This is a genomic window from Vibrio xiamenensis (assembly GCF_900100015.1).
Taxonomy (GTDB): domain Bacteria; phylum Pseudomonadota; class Gammaproteobacteria; order Enterobacterales; family Vibrionaceae; genus Vibrio; species Vibrio xiamenensis.
Genome location: NZ_FNDD01000017.1, coordinates 80,738 through 99,705 on the forward strand (window position 1 = coordinate 80,738; position 18,968 = coordinate 99,705).

The following is an 18,968-nucleotide window of genomic DNA, read 5'->3' on the forward strand; positions in this document are numbered from 1 at the left end:
ATGCCCAGCACTTCGCCGGGCATCGATGGGTTCAATAGTTAAGAATTTTTAGCTGGTAACCATGTGAGTCCAGCGGTACTGCGCCATAGCTTGAACCAAGCTATAAATTAGACTAAGCCATATATTGGCCGCCATTAATATGCAGAATTTGGCCAGTAACATAACCAGACATCGCATGCGATGCAAGGTAACCAAAGGTTGGCGCCATCTCTTCTGCACTGCCTAGACGTCCCATTGGAATACCTTGGCTGATACGCGCTTTGGCGGCGTCATCCTTATCGGCATGAAATGCGGTATCAACCGTGCCTGGCGAGACGATATTGAAACGAATGTTGTCTTTGGCGTAGGTTTTTGCCCAAGCGCGATTAATGCTGTGAAGCCAGCCTTTTGAAGCGGCATACAGTGATGCACCCGGGCCGCCACCTGAATCGGCGGCAATCGAACCGACACTGATGACCGAAGCAGACCAATTATTTTGCTGCGCCGATTGCTTTAAATATGGCAGCGTCAAACGCACCATAGTTTGCGCCGAGCGCATGTTGAGATACGCTACATCGTCGAAAAATTGTGCGTCAATCTCTTCGGTGGTTTTACGTCCAACCAAACCGCCGACGTTGTTAATAAGCACATCAATGCTACCAAACTTGGTAACAAAATCAGTCACAAAACGCTCACAAGCATCATCATTGGCAAAATCGACTTGGTGAAAACTGGCCGTGCCACCAAGCTGCTCGATTTCTGCAATAGTCTTCTCGATATCTTGATGCTCGCGATAAGACGTCAAAGTCACATGCGCCCCAGCCTGCGCCAAATATTTTGCGGTCGCAAGGCCGATGCCTCCCGTTGATCCTGTAATAATCACGCGCTTGTCGCGCAAATCGTTAAACATGGTGTCATCCTTTGGGCTATTCAAAACAACTTCAGATTATCCAGTTTTAAAACACAGTTTCAAATTTAAAGTCAATTTGTATGAAATCGGCAAATTTTATATGTTTGATAACATCAAAAGTGCGATAGCTACTGGTGACATGTCACTATTAGCAAGGCATATCAACCCTGCTTTATTTGTTCGGCAATATACCGCAAGCACTGTTTAGCGCTCTCACTGACGGCAGACAACTGATGAAAACCATGAACAACGCCGAAATAACGTTGGCATGTGGTTTCAACTCCAGAGGCAATCAGCAATTCGTATAACGCCTCCCCTTCATCTCGCAAAGGGTCGAATTGCGCTGTGATGATGTTGGTCGGCGGCAACCCGGTGAAATTTGCGCAAGTAAGCGGACTCAGTTCTGGGTTGTTTGCAACCTCTTGGCGCGACAGTTCGCTGGTATACATATCAAATCCTGAAAGTAGCATTCTGGCCGTAATGATATAATCGTCGCCGTTTTGCCGATAACTTTCTGAACTGCCCGTTGGGTCAAGCATTGGATAAATAAGAATTTGTTTCGAAGGTAGCCAATCTTGCTGAGCGTTCAGACGCAAACTGGTGATCAACGCCAATTGCGCACCAGCACTGTCGCCAACAAACGTAATACGATTAGTGTCAGCACCATATTTTCCGCCTAACTGCTTGATTAACGTCACTGCTTTATACACATCATCATGAGCCGCAGGATAAACATGTTCCGGCGCTAACCGATATTGGATGCAGATAACGATGCTGCCAGAGAGCTTTGCAATTTGCTTTAGCTGTTGATCGTGAGTATCAAACCCACCACTGATAAAACAGCCACCGTGAAAATAGACGGTGATGGGCAGCGGCGCTTGCAACGTTGGTTTGAACACTTTGACCAAAATGCCATCAAGATCATCCACCAGTACTTCTGCCATCTCGGGCCCTTCGCCGGCTAAGACACAACTGGCAACGTAGCCCTGCCGTCTTTGCTCAATATCGAGTAACGATGGGCACGGCCGCCCGGACTCGATAAATTGCTCAACCAGAGATCGAATTCCTTGTTCAAGGGGCTGCATCATAAAAGTGTCCTCATTCCAATCAAATATCGCAAATTGTAACCTTTCAGTAAGATACTGTACATATATACAGCCACTCTATTTTTGCTCACTTATTGCACTGATTTGGTAACGAGTACTGCGCCCACCAGCGGCGGTTTTCGCCAAGCAACCAAGTTCGACCAGTTGGGTCAAATGGCGCGTCGCCGTTGCTCGACTGACTTTGGTTACCTTTTGGTACTGGCTGGCGTTAATGCCTTGTTCAAAATCGCCATCGAGCAGTCGATTGAGCACTTTAACTTGAGGGGCCGCAAGTTGAGTTTGGTCGATATGACGCCAAAAATTGGTTTTGCGCACAGTGCTACTGATGTCTGCGAGCACATGCTCGATGCTGTCATTAAGGGTTTGCAAGAACCAGCTCAGCCACGGCGTGATGTCCAACGTGCCTTTTTGGCTTTGCTCCAACACATCATAATAGCTGCTGCGCTTGGCAAGGATGCTCACCGACATCGCGTAAAAACGAACCGATTGCTGCTCCGACTGTGCCAGTGCTAGATCGGTCAAAAGCCTAGTGATACGGCCATTACCATCATCAAGCGGGTGCAAGGTGACAAACCATAAGTGAGTCATCGCAGCTCGCAATAATGGGTCTAGACTTTTGTCATCACGACTGTGATTAAACCAAGTGATAAAGCGTTCAAGTTCCTGCTCGAGCCCTTGTCTTGGCGGCGCTTCAAAGTGCACCACCGGACGGTCAAGCCTGCCAGACACCACTTGCATCGGCGCCTCGCCTCGCAAGCTTCCTCCAACAACCGGGTTTAATAACCCAAGCCCTGTTGGAAATAGTCGCTGGTGCCAGTTGAGAATTCTTTCCAGCGTCAGCGGCGTGTCCAAGTTGGTGATAGCATCAAGGGCGATATCGGCTAAGCCATCACTTTGCTCCGAGGTCGGATATGGCTGAGTTTCACTGATACCAAGTCGATTTGCGAGTGAGGAACGCACCGAGTAGGCGTTGAGTTTCTCTCCCTCGATAGCACTGGAATGGACGATATTGGCCAGTAACGTATCGAGAATGGTGCGCTGCTGATCACCCTCTATCGCGGTCATTTTTCCAAGTAAAACCCCTTGATTGAAGCGCACTTCACGCAGCAATGCGTTAATATCATCACTGCTCCAATCAAAGTTAGGCCACTCAGGTTGCTGCCAGATCCACATATTCTACTCCACACTATTGGCTTATGAGGCAATTAGAAAAATTATTTGCCTCATATAATGAGTCAAATATAGCAGTTTATTGCCTCACGGAATAGCTCGTTTTTATGTAGGTTAAGAAAGTGGATTTGGGTGATGGGATAATTTGGTTTTATTAAGCTTTACGTTACTTTTTCAAAATAACTTAAGGCGAGTTGTATGATGCGCTAAAGCTTGTTCTGTTTTCTTAGCTGTTACGATAGCGCACCAGTTCCTTTTGCTGGCTCAAAAGGAACCAAAAAAGCCTTGAACTCTCTGGCGTTGTTCGGCACGGTTTTACGCGTTCCCAACGCGGAAAACCTAAAAATTCGTCCTGAATTTTTGCCTAGTAATTTGTTTTAGTTTTATCAAGCATTACGTTGCTTTTTCAAGATAACTTAAGGCGAGTTGTATGATGCGCTAAGGCTTGTTGTGTTTTCTTAGCTGTTACGATAGCGCACCAGTTCCTTTTTCTGGCTCAAAAGGAACCAAAAAAGCCTTGAATTCTCTGGCGTTGTTCGGCACGGTTTTACGCGTTCCCAACGCGGAAAACCTAAAAATTCGTCCTGAATTTTTGCCTAGTAATTTGTTTTAGTTTTATCAAGCATTACGTTGCTTTTTCAAGATAACTTAAGGCGAGTTGTATGATGCGCTAAGGCTTGTTGTGTTTTCTTAGCTGTTACGATAGCGCACCAGTTCCTTTTGCTGGCTCAAAAGGAACCAAAAAAGCCTTGGAGTCTCTTTAAGTGACTTAATTAAATCGGTAGATAATGAGCAAAAAGCATCATTCCAATCCCAATCAAAATAGCCCCTGCGACGCGTTCAATAAGATGAATCTTATTCAATAGCCGACGTTGTACCTGCTCATGACCAATAATCGCGGCGACAAGTATGTCCCATAACAACACTACCGAGAACATCCAAACACCGCAAAATACTTGTTGAATCATAGTGACATGATTACCTAGAATCACACTCATTAAACTCATGTAAAACAGAGCGTTTTTAGGGTTTAAGAGCGCAGAATTTAGTCCCAGCCACAACTGCTTCAGAGCTGATAAGCGATGCCCTCGATAACTCTCTAAGAGTTCACTGTTAGGTCCGCTTTTTAACAATTGAGCACCTAGCCAAAGCAAATAAGCACCACCAGCGAGCTCTATCACGCAGAACAAACTTGGATTATCTCGAATCCCTGTCCATCCAAATACTGCCGCAGCTATATAGATGGCATTCCCGATTGCAACACCCAAGCAAATAAACTGGCTTCCTTTCAGATTATGACGAATAGCATGGGCAGAGATGAGAAAAAAATCTTGTCCAGGGCTTAATAGCGCCAAGAAATGGGCAATCGCCAACGCGGGAAACGCAGCGGGCAACACAGTCGATATGAACATGAAAGAACCTATAGCCGAAAATTGGGCTTGCACTATAGGAAATAGAGATTAGAAGTTATTGTCGAAAATTGACGTTAGGTGTTGATATTGTCTTGGTGTGCATGCTGCATAATTAACAAAAGCTCGATGTAACTGGCTTTGATCTGAAAAGCCAACTTCAATCGCAACATCGACAATATTGATTCCCGATTTCAATAGCAGCTTTGCTTTCTCAATGCGGTGATTATTCACAAAGGCCTTCGGAGTAATGCCAAAATGTTGCTTGAAATGCCGAATCAACCCTTCCTGACTTCTATCCAATTCCAGTGCGAGATCTTTAAGTGAAGGAGGATTGGTGATATCGGCTAGTAAACGTTTTTTAAGCGTTGCACACAAAGTATCTGACGCCTCAACTCTTTGTGGTGAACAGTGTCCACAGATTAACTCGAACAGCAAAGATTCAACTTTCAAAGCCTGTTCTGGGCGTTCATTCTCTATTAACTCGTTGAGTAACACGCTGAGCGCCAATGTTTTAGATGCGGAAACGAGCCGAATATCACAAACAAACTTGTCAACCGAATACCCATATAAAGCGGATAAAATGTCGCAGCACCATTGATTATCAAGATAGAGCATTAGATAGCTACGCGGATGATTGCGAACTGGATTACAAGCATGCACTTTATGGGGTTGAATAAATACGCCGGAAGCTTGATTTAAAATTAACGTTTCGCCATCCATGGACAAACATGTTGTCCCTTGCATTATTAGCCCTAGTGATAACTCGGAATGCGAATGCTGCTTATAGCTTTGACGACTATGGAATGTTGAGCGAACCGTCAGATAAGGTAACTGTTTACTGCTCCAAAAACTTTGATTAATATTTCGAACCGTCATGCTCTTCGTATGCTCCCAATCCTTTGTTCGCGTGTGTTGATTAGTCAGTGCAATGGCACAAAGAGAATTTTAGGAATTTAACCTAAATGGCCAGAAACAACTAGACGCTATCGAACGCAAATCCATATTTTGTTGCGGAAGCATGAAATACCACCCTATTACTGGGCGGTATTTTTACATCATTTTGGTGCACTCATTAGACGTGTGTTGCCCTTTTATTGAGCAAAACCGTTTGAAAAGTTTAAAGAATGTCGCTGGACTGGATGCGTTTAACCCCTGCGTCTTGCATCGACTTCCAAGCGCTGTTTAAAGAGCCGTTAAGGTCAATCCCCTTAGAGGCGTCTTCAATCACTGCGACTTCAAAACCTGATTTCGCGCCGTCCATTGCCGTCCACGCAACGCAAAAGTCGGTGGCGAGCCCAACCACATACAACTTGGTAATGCCACGCTCTTTGAGATAGCTTTTTAGCCCAGTTGGCGTTTTATGATCCGCTTCCATAAACGCCGAGTAACTGTCGATGTTCTGATGAAAACCTTTGCGAATAATCATTTGCGCTTTCGGAATATCAAGACCGCTGACAAGTTCGGCATCTTTGCTACCTTGAATGCAGTGATCCGGCCATAATACTTGTGTACCATAGTTAAGCTCAACGGTATCGTAAGGTTTCTTACCCGGATAAGTGGATGCAAACGAGGCATGCTTTGGCGTATGCCAATCTTGGGTTAGCACCACGTTATCAAACTGACTCGCAAGCTTGTTAATCACTGGCACAATTGACCGCCCACCTTTAACGGGTAAGGTACCACCATCAACAAAGCAGTTTTGCATATCCACCACAATTAACGCACTGTGCTCGTCAAGCTTGGCCGCCGCCGCGGGCAACGCCAACATCGCTGCGAGAATCCATACCAAACTACGTGTCCATTTCCCCACCACGGTTGTGCTTATTTGCATAGTATTTCCTTATTTTATTGGGATTGTTTTGCATAAATAAGCAATAACCACACCATTTTATAAAACTATCAGTAATTTCATGTAGAAAACACTTACCAAATAATTCTTCCCCAACTCTGTCTCGCAGCCATCGAGCATCACACCAATCCCATCCAGTTTGAAAATCCTAATCCGCATACGAACGCCAACGTAAAGAAGTCCCGCAACTAGGCAAAAATTCACGGATGAATTTTTAGGTTTTCCGCGCCCGGAACGCGTAAAACCGTGCCGGATCACCTTCGAAGATCGAAAGGCGCTTTTGGTTCCTTTTGCGCCAACAAAAGGAACTGATGCTCAACCACCAAAGCTCATATTTTCGAAAAACGAATCGAGCATCACGTCCATTCCATTCAACTCGAAAATCCTAATCCGCATACCAACACCAACGTAAAGAAGCCCCACAACTAGGCAAAAATTCACGGATGAATTTTTAGGTTTTCCGCGTCTGGAACGCGTAAAACCGTGCCGGGTCACCTTCGAAGTTCAAAAGGCGCTTTTGGTTCCTTTTGCGCCAACAAAAGGAACTGATGCTCAGCCACCAAAGCTTATCTTTGCCGAACACAAATCGAGCATCACATCGATCCACAATCCACAATCCCACTAAACTCAGCAACTAAAACTAACCAAGAAAACCTTTCACCCACAAAAAAGCCCTCATTCGAGGGCTCTTTCATCTTCAGAAAACAGTAAATTTCAGCGCAGACCGTGCAAAAACTCGGCGCGCGTTGACGGGTTGGATTTAAAAATCCCGCCCAGAGCTGTCGTGGTGGTCGCGCTGGTGGCATCCATCACACCACGTGATTTCACACAGTAGTGCGTCGCATCAATGGTTACAGCTACATCGTCTGATTCAAGCAAGGTTTGCAGTGCAACCAAAATTTGCTGAGTCATACGCTCTTGCACTTGTGGCCGCTGGGCAAAAAAGCGCACGATGCGGTTGATCTTTGAAAGGCCAATAATTTTACCGCGTGGGATATACGCCACCGCCGCTTTACCATCAATAGTGACTAAGTGGTGTTCACAGGTGCTGGTGACGGTAATGTCTTTGACGCACACCATTTCGCTCACCTTCATCTTATTTTCGATGACGGTAATCTTAGGGAAGTTTTGATAATTTAGACCGGAGAAGATCTCATCAACATACATTTTGGCGATGCGATGTGGGGTTTCTTCTAGACTGTCGTCAGTTAAATCGAGTTCAAGCAGCGTCAGAATTTCACGCATATGGTGTTCAATTTTCTGCTTTTTTTCATCTCGCCCAATGTTGTTTGGCGACATGGGTGTTTCTAATCCACGACTTTCGAGCGCATCTTTTACTAGCTTGGCTGAATCGCTTAGACCTGACATTCCAGTTCCTCTATTAATTACCCCTACCGGATGGCTGACAAGGATACTCGGATTTGTTAATAATTACATCCATATTTTAACGGGGGATTTTCTCCCAACCCCCTCTACTATGATAGAGTGGCACGCAAATAAGAATACTAGGAATAATCCATGAGCTGTTGTGATGCTCCAGGCTTAATGCCAATTGAACAAGCACTTGAACAAATGTTATCCGCCGTTGAGCCAATTCAAACCACGCTCACCCTGTCACTACCCGACGCCTTAGGCTTTGTCCTCGCAGAAGATCTACTCTCGCCGATTCACGTACCGCCGTTTGCTAATTCAGCAATGGACGGTTACGCCGTGCGCCGTGAAGACTTAACCCATTTCGATACCCTGCCTGTCGCGGGCAAATCCTTTGCAGGTCAACCCTTTGAAGGAAATTGGCCGGCTGGCACCTGCGTACGCATTATGACCGGCGCAAAAATTCCTGATGGCTGCGACGCTGTAGAAATGCAGGAAAATACCCAAGTGAGCGATGAGGGCGTGCGCTTTGCCAAACGTGAACTCAAAGCCGGGAACAATATTCGCCCGATTGGTGATGACATTAAACAAAACGATTTAGTGCTCGCCCAAGGCACGCGCTTGACCGCGCGCGATATTCCGATGATCGCCTCACTTGGCATCAGCCAAGTCAAAGTGGTGCGCAAACCTAAAGTCGCATTTTTCTCAACCGGTGATGAATTGGTGCCGGTTGGCAATGCACTGAGCGAAGGCCAAATCTACGACAGCAACCGCTACGCCATCAAACCTCTGATTGAAAAATTTGGCTGCGAAGCGATTGACCTTGGCATTGTTCCTGATTGCCCTGAAACCCTTAAAGCGACGTTTGAACGCGCCCAGCAGCAAGCCGATGTGGTGGTGACCTCAGGCGGCGTCAGTGTTGGCGAAGCCGATTACACCAAAGACATTTTGGCCGAACTTGGCGAGATTGGTTTTTGGAAACTGGCGATGAAACCAGGCAAACCATTTGCGTTTGGTTCACTGGACAATGCTTGGTTCTGCGGCCTACCGGGTAATCCGGTTTCTGCGATGTTAACCATGTATGTGCTGGTACAACCTTTATTAGCAAAACTTGGCGGTCATAGCGCATGGCAAGCACCCGAGTCGATTCCGGCCATCACGCATAGTGCGTTTCGTAAGATGCCTGGTCGCACCGACTATCAACGAGCGATCTATCGTATTGAAAACGGCCAGTTTGTGGTAGAAAGTACAGGCAATCAAAGCTCAGGTGCGTTTCGTTCGATGAGTTTAGCCAACTGTTATGTGGTCCTTGAGCGCGAACGTGGCCGAGTCGAAGTGGGCGAAACCGTGCAAATTCAGCTTTTTAGCCCTGCATTGTACTAATTGTATTAATGGTACTAACTGTATTAATGGTACTAACTGAGGAATCGCTGTGGCTCAAACACCCGATCAAGACATTCTCTCTGACCAAGAGATGCTGCGTTATAACCGCCAAATTGTATTAAAAAATTTTGATTTTGATGGCCAAGAAGCCCTTAAGCAAAGTTCAGTACTGATCCTTGGCGCCGGCGGTCTTGGCTGCGCTGCCAGTCAATACCTCGCTGCCGCAGGCGTAGGTAAATTGACTCTGATAGACGATGACGTGGTCGAGTTGTCAAACCTGCAACGCCAAATCCTGCATCGTGACACCAGTATCGGTATGGCTAAAGTTGACTCGGCGGCCAGCGCACTGAGTGCGATTAATCCGCACGTTGAAATTACCGCCATCAATCAGCGCCTTGATGATAACGCGCTAAGCGCGCTTATCGCCAAACACCATGCGGTACTCGATGCGTCAGACAACGTGCAGACACGTAATCAACTTAATCGCTTGTGCTTTGCCAGTAAAACACCGATGATTTCTGGCGCAGCCATTCGCATGGAAGGCCAAGTTAGTGTCTTTACGTATCAAGATGACCAAGCGCCGTGCTATCAGTGCTTAAGCGCACTCTTTGGCGACAGCGCACTAAGCTGCGTTGAAGCAGGCGTTATGGCACCGTTGGTGGGGATTATCGGCAGTGTTCAAGCACTGGAAACCATTAAAGTGTTGAGTCACTTTGGCACGCCAGTTAAAGGCAAAATTTTGCTGCTCGATGCCATGACCATGAACTGGCGCGAACTTAAACTCATGAAAATGCCGCACTGCCCTGTGTGCAGCGCCAGCGCGTAACATCAGCAAACTTCAAGGATGACCAGTATGATTTTAGTGACACCGCAATGGATAACCGAGCAGCGAGCCAATTCAAACTTAGTGCTGCTCGACGCCAGTATCGATTTTCAAATTCCGCTCGAGCCCGAAAAAGACACCGTGAATGTGATTCCCGGCGCGCGCCGCTTTGACTACGATCGCGTGTTTTGCGATCAGCACTCGCCGCTGCCGCATATGATGCCAAGCGAGGCGGAGTTTAATGCCAAAGCACAAGCGCTGGGGTTAAACCAAAACTCGGTGATTGTGGTGTACGACAACAGCGGCACCTTTGCATCGCCGCGCGCATGGTGGATGCTTAAAGCCATGGGTCACGAGCAAGTGTTTATTTTGGATGGCGGGCTGCCACAGTGGAAAGCGCAAGGCTATGACGTTAGCCAATCTTACGCTTCAAATGTGCTTGATGGCGATTTTAACGGCCAGTTAAGCAGTCAGCATTTTATTAGTGCCGATGAGGTTCTCGCGGCTATTGATGACAGCAACAGCCTGACTGTCGATGCTCGCTCTATGGCGCGTTTTTCAGGCTCAACGCCTGAGCCGCGTGAAGGTCTACGCAGCGGACACATACCTAAAGCGGTGTGTTTACCCTTTGCTGAGCTGATTTCTGGCGGCAGACTTAAACCCGTTGCAGAGCTACAACCGATAGTGACGAGCGTGCTTGGGGATAGCCACCAGCACTACATTTTCTCTTGTGGCTCTGGTGTCACCGCTTGCATCGTACTGCTGGCTGCGATGCTGTGCGGCTATGAAAATCTATCGGTTTACGATGGCTCTTGGACCGAATGGGGCAGCACGAAAACGTTGCCAATCGAAACGCAAGCCGACGCTTAACTCGATAACCTCAATTCGAGATACAAAAAACCGCGCCATCACAGCGCGGTTTTTATTTATCATTCACGGCCAAACCTTACATTGCCAAATCTTACGTTACCAAACCTGGGTTGATGCAAGGTTTAAGTTGAGTGTTAGCTTGCCGAAAGCGGTTTTTCCGGTTGACGCGCATTTATCACACACACCACGACAATCACCGCCATCGCCGCTAAGCGATACACATCTGAGAAGAACAGTACGCCAAGCGCCATGGCAAGCAGTAGCACCCGTTGCCAAACTTGCAGCGGCACAAATAGACGCCCTTCGATACCGCCAGCAAAAGCGACAAACAGTGCGATGGTCGCGATCACGCCAATCACAAAGTGAATCATCTCGCCATCAATAAAGATAAGCCCCGAAAATGCCATCATCGCCGGAATCAAGAAAAAGCCCTGTGCCAATTTAAACGCTTGCACCGCTGAGCGCATGGGTGAAGCGTTGGCGATCCCTGCCCCAGCAAACGCGGCGAGCGCGATTGGCGGCGTGACATTGGATGTTTGTGATAGCCAGAACACGATCATGTGCGCCGTTAATAGCCCCAAGCCAAAATCCATCAGCGCGGGCACTGCCATAATCGACAGCACGATATAGGCAGCCGTAACAGGCAGTCCCATACCAAGCACTACCGCAGCAGCGGCGATCAATGCCAGTGCCGACCATAAATGACCACCCGACATCGCAATCAAAAATTGGGTAAATTGCAGACCGATACCGGTTTGCCCTACTACGCCCACCACGATACCCGCGGTTGCACAGGCAACCGAGATCGGTAGCGCAAGCAAAGCGCCCTCTTTTAGGCCTTCAAAAAACAATTTTGGTGTAATGCGGCTGTGCTTACGCGTCATAGCTGCTGCTAAAATCGCCGCGCAACCAATCACACCCACCAGCACTGGCGAGTAACTGAGCATCAGCAGTACGGTAATAAGGATAAGCGGCACCAAAAAGTGCCAACCGTTTTTCAATACTGTTAACACTTGCTCGGTCGCGGTCATACCCTGCAAATTGAGCTTACACGCCATCAAATGCACGTACAAAAGTGTACACGCAAAGTACAAAATGGCTGGGGCAATAGACACCAATAAAATATCGCTGTACGGAATGCCGGTAAATTGCGCCATGACAAAAGCGCCCGCGCCCATAACGGGTGGCATGATCTGCCCACCGGTTGAGGCAGCCGCTTCAATGCCCGCCGCTTGCTCTGACTTATAGCCGAGCTTTTTCATCATCGGAATGGTCAACGCGCCAGTGGTGACGGTGTTGGCAATTGCCGAGCCTGAAATCGAACCGAGCGCCGCCGAAGCGATAACACTCGCTTTTGCAGGGCCGCCGCGATATTTTCCCGCCACAGCAAACGCCATGTCGATAAAAAACTGCCCCGCGCCAGTGACTTGCAAAAAAGCGCCAAACAGAACAAAGATAAACACCACTCCGGCGGCAATAGCAAGCGGCGCGCCATACACACCGTTGGTTGAGAAAATGTGAAAACGCACAATCTCTTCAAGGGTAAACCCTTTGCTAGCAATGGTGTCAGGCAGTGCATCGCCATACAGCGCGTAGGCTAAAAATAGCACCGCAATCAGCACCATCACCATGCCAACGGTGCGGCGTGTAGCTTCGAGCAGTAACACAATCAGCATGACGCCAGCGATTTGATCGGTTGAGCCAAGACCATCGAGCAAGAAGCTGATGTCATCATAATCAAACAGCGCAATTTGGGTCGATGCCCAACACGTGGCCACCACCAATACCAAGTCCAACACTCGTCCGGATAGATAGACTGGAAACGCGCTGCGAGGTTTAAAGGTCGGATAAACTAAGAAAACCAGTGCCAGCACCCAGCTGACATGAATTGGGCGAAAAACCGGCGCAGCTAAGTTTGCAACGATGCCTTGCCAAATCTGAAAGACAGATAAAGCGATAGCCGCAAACGCGGCTATCGTGAGAATCACATTGGTGATTTTCTGGTTACTAGGATGAATTTTACTCATCACTTACTCCATGTAACGATATTGCGTGAGCCCTTGGCAAATCAGCCACCAAAGGCTCTGTTTCAGCGATTATTGATTCAACTGTTCTTGGCGATATTTCTCCGCGCCAGGATGAAGGGCAATGCCCGAAAGTTTGGTCATGTTTTCGATGGTAGTGAACTTAGTCACTCCGATCACTTGGCGAATTTTGTCCATGTTTTCAAATGCCGCTTTGGTCATTTGATACGCCATGTCTTCGCTCATGTTTTTATTGACCACCAAAACGTTCCAAACCGCAGGGGCTTTAAACGCAGGCACTTTGTTGTATGAATCGGCTGGAACATCAATTTCGATATACGACGGGTAATCCTTAGCTATTTTCGCCAATTCGTCCGCGCTAAAGCTCAAGACACGAATATCACGAGTTAAGGCTAATTCGGTAATCGCGCCCACGCCTAAGCTGCCGACAATCACACCAGCATCGATTTGGTTGTTGGCAATGGCGCTGGTGGTTGCGGTGTAGTTTAGCGACTGGGCTTTGATGTCCCCTTCACTGATACCAAGGGTGTTTAAAATGTTGACCGCACTGACGCGCGTACCTGAACCCGGCGCGCCCAACGACACGCGTTTGCCTTTCAGATCGCTGATTGATTTGATGTCTGAGTCAGCAGGAACGATGAATTGCACCACGTTTGGGTACAGAGCGAATAACACTGAAACATCCATCTTACGTGGGAACGGTTTGGTACCGTTATATCCTTGCAACACCACGTTGCCTTGTGCGATGCCTGCAAGCTGTTTGTTGGTCGACACTTTAATGGTGTTTTCAACCGATGCAGCAGTCACTTCAGCGCGCATATTGAAATCGGGCAGTTTCTCGCTCCAGATTTTTGCCAACATACCGCCAAGTGGGTAGTACGTACCACTTTGGCTACCAGTCCCTATGGTGTAGTTTTCCGCCATGGTTGGAACCGAAAACGCCACTGCGAGTGCTAATAACCCAGTCCTTAATACTTGGTACATATGTGCTCCTTATTATGTTGTTATCTTTGTGTCATTTGTTTCCATAATGTTATGAATTGGATAAGCAGAAATAGCAATCTTGGAATAGATGAAATGAGAGTTGGGTGTGCGAATCGAAAACGCACTGATTTGTGGCCGTGATTTTCCCCTCACTCTGCAACGACATGGTTTGGCAAATTCAAATGCCGACTACTCGTCTTGCACACTACCGATGGGTCGGTAAAGTATCTCCTTATCCGTGGAGAACAAAAGTGACACCGCGCATATTTATACAGAATTTATATATTTGCAATCAATAAATAAAACCTTCAGTGAAAACTGAAGGTTCGATCTGTCGCAAAAATGGGCCGAACTTCGGCTAATTTCTCACTCAATGAGTCTGTTTAAAAATCACCACCGCGCGGCGATTGAGAGCATTGGCGTCCTGAGTTTGCTGATTGGAAATCGGCGCTTGCTCACCAAACGATTTCAGCTCCCAGCGAAAGTTTTGTGCAGGCAAATGCTGGCGCAGATAATCTTGCACCGCCATGGCGCGTTTCATCGCCAGTTGATGGTTATAGTTTTGACTGCCTTGCACATCGGTATGACCGGCAATTAATATCCTGCCCTGCTGCCCTTCGATATTGGCAATCAGTTCATCAAGCGCCAATTTGGCATCGTGGCTTAAATCACTGCGGTCAAAATCAAAGTGCGGCGTAATCGCAACATTGACTTGTCGCTCAGGCACTAAGGCTTCACATCCTGCCATACCACTTGGCATCGTCTCTTCAAACACGATGTACGCACGGCGGTTTTGGCGATGGGCCAGCGGCGAACTCGCCAAATTGGCCGGTTTAGACTTACCGTAGTATTTGATTTCCCACTGATATTGCTCATCGTTAAGCTGGGTTTTCATATAACGCTCAACCGCTTTAGCGCGCTCAAGTGAGAGCGCCAAGTTATACTCGCTTGAGCCTTGCACATCGGTATGCCCGATGATTGACACTTGGCCACTGAGTTTTTCGATGCTCGCGATCAGTTGATTCAGTGCTGCTTGGTCCGTCGCTTTCAGTTTGGCCTTATCAAAATCAAAGTGGGAAATGGTCGCCACTTGCACCTGACGATTGGGCTGCATGCATTCACTGATTAAAAATTTGCCGACGTCGACGTTATCAAATTTGTCTCGATTCTCCTGACTCACATAAGTGTCGGTTGCGCAGCCGCTTAGCATCGTGGCGACCAGCATTGCAGCAAGCCTGGTATATCTGCGTTGATTTTGCCCTGTCATTGTCTCTCCTAGCCTCTAAATGAGTATTTGCATTTAAGTTATTGTTATTAAATTAGATATTGTTATTAAGTTGGATATTGTTACTAATTGAGTGACTGCTGTTGATAATGCTCACGTTAGTGCCGGTGTTAAAACTTGCCGACCAAGTTGATAAACACGCCACTGGCATCATAGTCATCATCGTTGGCCAAATTACTGTCAAATCCGGAGAAGTTATAGCCGACACCGACTTTAACGTTGTCACCTAAGTGCTTGTTAAAAGACACTAAAGCCCCTTGTTCCAGCTCGTGATTACTGGTATCGGTTTTCCAGTGATATTCACCTGTGACATCCCAATCTTTCATCACTTGATAAGACGCGCTAACGCCAACCAAATTAATGTTGCTTTTCACCGTGTAATAGCTGCCCTGTGCTCGCTCGTAAGCCTGTTTTTTGTTTTTGTGGGCAACCTTAGCGCCAACGTCGACCTTGGCATTGACCGAATAAATCCCTTCGGCTTCGACGATGCGGCTGCGCTCGTTGGTGTAACTCACTTCGCGGTCAAGTGCGTCTTGATCTTTCAGGTAGGTTACGCGGCTCAGTAGGTTGAGCTTGTCGTTAAAAATCGGGCGATAGGCAATGCCAGCAGTGGCTTCGACAAAGGTTTCAAGCGTTTCATCGGTCTTCTTACTGACCGACTTGGAGTAGTTGTATTTGCCAAACAGGGTGACCTCTTCGGTCAAGCGCTGGGTATAGCGGTTGGTGGTGACAATTTGGTCGATACGGCGACGCGAGGCATCCACCTGCGCATTGCCTTTATCAACGCGGTATTCGAGTTTGTGTTTGTAGCTGATGTCATCAAGATCAATGCTGGCAGTAAACGTGCTGGCGCGGCGTTCGGTCACTTCCACGCCGCCGGTATCGCTCGGCTTTTCAATTTCACCTTGTTGATAGCCAATCCCAAATTCAAGGTCATCGTTGTAGTCATAACCAAAACCAAACGCGTCAATGCGCCCTTTGCCGTTGTTCTCATCGACAAATTGGTTCTCTTGATAAAAATCCACGCTGCTGGTTAAGTCGGCGCGCTGGCCGACAATCACATTGTTGGTTTGGTCATAATCATCATCAACGTAGGTGACATAAGTGGTGTAATCTTGGCTTACGTCATAACTGGCGGTCGCTTCACGAGCATCACCGCGACTACCGGTGCTGTATTTAGCGCCTAAGCTTAAATCGTCGTAAAGGCGCGTTTCACCGCCAAGGGTTACGCTGTCGTTTTGATCAAAGCTATCGCTGTGTCCAAGGGTTTTCTGCCCCTTGATGTAAACGCTATTATCACTGTCCCAAATGTAATCGGCGCGCACACCACCAATCGTTCCTTCACCAAGCTGATTCTCGTTATTAAGCTCTTCAATCTGCTTGCCCGCAGCAGAGAGTTTAATGTGCGAGGTCAACTTGTATTGCCCTTCAAGTTCCACTTGCGTGGTGTCAGTTTTCAGCGTGCCTTCACTGGTTAGCTCTTCCATCTTAGTGAAGCGACTTAAAACTGCAGCGCGGTCTGTAGCTTGCAGGCGCAGCTCTGCGCCATAAGACTCTTGTTCTAAATCATCGCTTTGACTTGAATAGCTGTAACCAGCGTCTTTGGATTTGTACCAAGCTTTTAAGTCATTGCCCACCAGCGAGAACACGTTCGGCGCGATGTCATGCAGATCCGTCACCGCTTTGATTTGCAATGCATCCCCTTCGCGCTCATCCAGCGCTGCGCCAATTGGCGTAAAGGTTAAACCGCCATCGTAAGAGACAAAGTTAGAGTCGGTTTGCGTGCCTTTGCTGTGACCAAATTCGGCTTTCAAATACGAGCCTTCGCTGGCACGCAGGGTCAAATCTGCGCTGTAGTTTTGATAATCCTGCTCATCGCGCTGCTCGGTGGAATAGCTACTGCCAACGCCGATATAGTCGTTAACCCACGCCTTAGCGCGGCCACCGTAAGTCAGTGCGTCTTGGATATCACTGCCTTTCGGTACGTATTCATAGTCCACCGCCAGATAGTTTTCATAACCATCCGCAGGGCCATCATCAATGACGGTGGAGAAGTTTTCGCTGAGAATATTGCTCAGTGGTTTGGTGAGGATAATGCGCCCTTGATAGGCGTCAATTTCATAATCGCGACCCGATTGCAGCGTCACTTCACGCTCAGTAATACCACTGTTTTTATTGACGATTTTGACCGACACTTTGTCACTGCCAGGCACCACTTCGCCATTGCGTAAAAAGTACAGCGAACCGCCGGTGCCGAGCAATTCATCGTGGCCAAACAATGAATCAGCCGATGCGGCAAAGCCGACCACATTCACTCGGTCTTCGCCATATTGCGTGGTCGCGCGGGTTTTGTATTCGCCTTTCAAACCATATAGTGAGCGGTTGTAATCGCTGTTGTCGGTGCCGGTTAAACCAGTATTGTAATTACCCCATAGCAGCTGAGATTTGTCGTACTGAAGGTCAAAATAGACTTTGCCTTTGGTGTTGACCACTTTGCGAATATTGGCTTCATCGCCGTAGTGGCCGTAATACAATTCGTCATCATCTTCTAAAAGCTCAAACACATCCGAACTGTCGGAGGCAAACGGGTGTTTGAACAAATCTTTGATTCGCCCTTCACGGGAGTCAAAATGCGTGGTTACTCGCAGCTTGTCGCCAAATTTACCTTGGCCGAAATAGGCAATGCGCCCTTGGTTATAGAGGTTATCTTGATACTGGTCATCCACATCAAGTGCGCTGCTGTTGCCGGTGACAAAATTGCGCCCTAAATAGAAGTCAGCAAGGCCAGCCTGAACATAGTAGTTCTCTGGGATTCGCGCATAGAGCTGGAAGTGGCGCTCGTCGCCATTTTCAAACACCACTTTGGTCGGAAACAAATAGGCGTCGGCGGGTAAAAATTGCTCGGCGTACAGGCTGCCATCATCGACATTAAACTCATCGTTACCAACCACCACTTTATCCACGCCTTTAAGACCAGTGCCTATAAACTTAATCAGCCCCGCATAAGTGGGAATGTTATGGCGCAAAAGGCTCGCCGCGCCAAAATGACGACTTTGTTCTTGTTCGCCATCGTTAAGTTCGATCTCCACTTCAGACTCGCTGGCGACCAGATTCATCACCCCAAGCGTGGTAATGTCCATATTGCCATCTTTATCCCACACGGTTAGACGATACTGCAGTTGCTCGCCCGCTTTAAGGCTGCTGCCATCTTGAGTTTGACCATCCCAAACGATATCGAAATCATTGGCAAGTTCCTCACCGTCCATCACCGCAAGTGGCGTACTCAAGCTGTGATCACCGCCGTGATAAATCGCCAGCTGATAACGACTGATGTAAAAACTGTAGTTGGTGGTGACGGTAAAGTTGAGCGTCGACTCAAGCTGCGCCTCTTGATTCAGCGGCACCTCACTTGACGTGCGTACACTCAGGACCGGGTCGAAACGGGTGATGTCACGACTTGCCCAAATCGCGCCTTGGTCTAGATAGATGCGCGAATTATCGCGAGGCTTTGAATAGCTTTGAACCAGACCATTTACCTCACGAATCTTTTCTTCATGGACCTTTTCTTCACGAACATTCGTATGGCTTTCAAGGCGCTCTAACTCACTCACATCCACGGCGAATGCGGTGGCTGGCAATGTTGACATCACCGCCATCGCCAAGCGGCTAAGTTTCGATTTCGCTCGCTTTTCGTTGCTAAGCTTTCCGTTAGTAAACTTTCCCTTGGTAAACTTTCCGTTAATAAACTTGGGCTTGGCAAGTTTTGAGTTGGCTGGTTTCA

The 18,968-nt window shown here is 47.7% G+C and carries 14 protein-coding genes; 3 read left to right on the forward strand and 11 right to left on the reverse strand.

Annotated features, from left to right (window positions below):
- Positions 1-112: 112 nt before the first annotated feature.
- From BLS03_RS14495 to folE, 7 genes are all read right to left on the reverse strand, one after another.
- Positions 113-889, reverse strand: a complete 777-nt coding sequence (locus BLS03_RS14495; RefSeq protein ID WP_093275333.1) for an SDR family NAD(P)-dependent oxidoreductase — start codon at positions 887-889, stop codon at positions 113-115.
- 161 nt (positions 890-1,050) lie between these two features.
- Positions 1,051-1,977: an alpha/beta hydrolase gene (locus BLS03_RS14500; RefSeq protein ID WP_093275336.1), complete on the reverse strand. Its 927-nt coding sequence runs from the start codon at positions 1,975-1,977 to the stop codon at positions 1,051-1,053.
- 75 nt (positions 1,978-2,052) lie between these two features.
- Positions 2,053-3,168, reverse strand: a complete 1,116-nt coding sequence (locus BLS03_RS14505) for a Fic family protein (protein WP_093275338.1) — start codon at positions 3,166-3,168, stop codon at positions 2,053-2,055.
- A gap of 770 nt (positions 3,169-3,938) precedes the next feature.
- Entirely contained in the window at positions 3,939-4,577 is a 639-nt protein-coding gene (locus BLS03_RS14510; protein WP_093275341.1) for a LysE family translocator, read from the reverse strand.
- A gap of 48 nt (positions 4,578-4,625) precedes the next feature.
- Complete coding sequence (locus BLS03_RS14515) at positions 4,626-5,453, reverse strand: AraC family transcriptional regulator (protein WP_093275343.1); 828 nt, start codon at positions 5,451-5,453, stop codon at positions 4,626-4,628.
- A 241-nt stretch (positions 5,454-5,694) separates the two neighbouring features.
- A complete protein-coding gene (pncA, locus tag BLS03_RS14520; protein ID WP_093275345.1) occupies positions 5,695-6,408 on the reverse strand; it encodes a bifunctional nicotinamidase/pyrazinamidase in 714 nt (237 codons plus the stop codon).
- A 732-nt stretch (positions 6,409-7,140) separates the two neighbouring features.
- Positions 7,141-7,794, reverse strand: a complete 654-nt coding sequence (folE, locus tag BLS03_RS14525; RefSeq protein ID WP_093275348.1) for a GTP cyclohydrolase I FolE — start codon at positions 7,792-7,794, stop codon at positions 7,141-7,143.
- Positions 7,795-7,944: 150 nt separating this feature from the next.
- Here folE and moeA point away from each other — a divergent pair, with 150 nt between their 5' ends.
- The 3 genes from moeA to BLS03_RS14540 are packed head-to-tail and all read left to right on the forward strand — an operon-like array spanning position 7,945 to position 10,873.
- On the forward strand, positions 7,945-9,180 hold the full coding sequence (gene moeA / locus BLS03_RS14530) for a molybdopterin molybdotransferase MoeA (RefSeq protein WP_093275350.1): 1,236 nt from the start codon (positions 7,945-7,947) through the stop codon (positions 9,178-9,180).
- A gap of 49 nt (positions 9,181-9,229) precedes the next feature.
- Entirely contained in the window at positions 9,230-10,006 is a 777-nt protein-coding gene (gene moeB, locus BLS03_RS14535; RefSeq protein WP_281241237.1) for a molybdopterin-synthase adenylyltransferase MoeB, read from the forward strand.
- Positions 10,007-10,024: 18 nt separating this feature from the next.
- Entirely contained in the window at positions 10,025-10,873 is an 849-nt protein-coding gene (locus BLS03_RS14540; RefSeq protein WP_093275353.1) for a sulfurtransferase, read from the forward strand.
- A 134-nt stretch (positions 10,874-11,007) separates the two neighbouring features.
- On the opposite strand, the gene BLS03_RS14545 is transcribed toward BLS03_RS14540, so the two are convergent.
- The 4 genes from BLS03_RS14545 to BLS03_RS14560 form a co-directional block, all read right to left on the reverse strand.
- Positions 11,008-12,900 carry a TRAP transporter permease gene (locus BLS03_RS14545; protein ID WP_093275354.1) on the reverse strand — a complete coding sequence of 631 codons (1,893 nt, stop codon included), beginning with the start codon at positions 12,898-12,900 and terminating at the stop codon, positions 11,008-11,010.
- Positions 12,901-12,969: 69 nt separating this feature from the next.
- A complete protein-coding gene (locus BLS03_RS14550) occupies positions 12,970-13,902 on the reverse strand; it encodes a TAXI family TRAP transporter solute-binding subunit (protein ID WP_093275357.1) in 933 nt (310 codons plus the stop codon).
- Between the two features lie 370 nt (positions 13,903-14,272).
- On the reverse strand, positions 14,273-15,169 hold the full coding sequence (locus BLS03_RS14555) for an OmpA family protein (protein ID WP_245696701.1): 897 nt from the start codon (positions 15,167-15,169) through the stop codon (positions 14,273-14,275).
- 128 nt (positions 15,170-15,297) lie between these two features.
- Positions 15,298-18,843 (reverse strand): hypothetical protein, encoded by a 3,546-nt coding sequence (locus tag BLS03_RS14560; protein ID WP_093275383.1) that lies wholly within the window; start codon positions 18,841-18,843, stop codon positions 15,298-15,300.
- Positions 18,844-18,968 lie beyond the last annotated feature (125 nt).

Coding starts and splice junctions, on each gene's coding strand:
- moeA (WP_093275350.1), top strand. CDS start 7,945: ATGAGCTGTTGTGATGCTCCAGGCTTAATGCCAATTGAACAAGCACTT.
- BLS03_RS14495 (WP_093275333.1), bottom strand. CDS start 889: ATGTTTAACGATTTGCGCGACAAGCGCGTGATTATTACAGGATCAACG.
- folE (WP_093275348.1), bottom strand. CDS start 7,794: ATGTCAGGTCTAAGCGATTCAGCCAAGCTAGTAAAAGATGCGCTCGAA.
- BLS03_RS14540 (WP_093275353.1), top strand. CDS start 10,025: ATGACCAGTATGATTTTAGTGACACCGCAATGGATAACCGAGCAGCGA.
- BLS03_RS14515 (WP_093275343.1), bottom strand. CDS start 5,453: ATGACGGTTCGAAATATTAATCAAAGTTTTTGGAGCAGTAAACAGTTA.
- BLS03_RS14510 (WP_093275341.1), bottom strand. CDS start 4,577: ATGTTCATATCGACTGTGTTGCCCGCTGCGTTTCCCGCGTTGGCGATT.
- BLS03_RS14505 (WP_093275338.1), bottom strand. CDS start 3,168: ATGTGGATCTGGCAGCAACCTGAGTGGCCTAACTTTGATTGGAGCAGT.
- BLS03_RS14560 (WP_093275383.1), bottom strand. CDS start 18,843: ATGGCGGTGATGTCAACATTGCCAGCCACCGCATTCGCCGTGGATGTG.
- BLS03_RS14555 (WP_245696701.1), bottom strand. CDS start 15,169: ATGACAGGGCAAAATCAACGCAGATATACCAGGCTTGCTGCAATGCTG.
- BLS03_RS14500 (WP_093275336.1), bottom strand. CDS start 1,977: ATGATGCAGCCCCTTGAACAAGGAATTCGATCTCTGGTTGAGCAATTT.
- pncA (WP_093275345.1), bottom strand. CDS start 6,408: ATGCAAATAAGCACAACCGTGGTGGGGAAATGGACACGTAGTTTGGTA.
- BLS03_RS14545 (WP_093275354.1), bottom strand. CDS start 12,900: ATGAGTAAAATTCATCCTAGTAACCAGAAAATCACCAATGTGATTCTC.
- BLS03_RS14550 (WP_093275357.1), bottom strand. CDS start 13,902: ATGTACCAAGTATTAAGGACTGGGTTATTAGCACTCGCAGTGGCGTTT.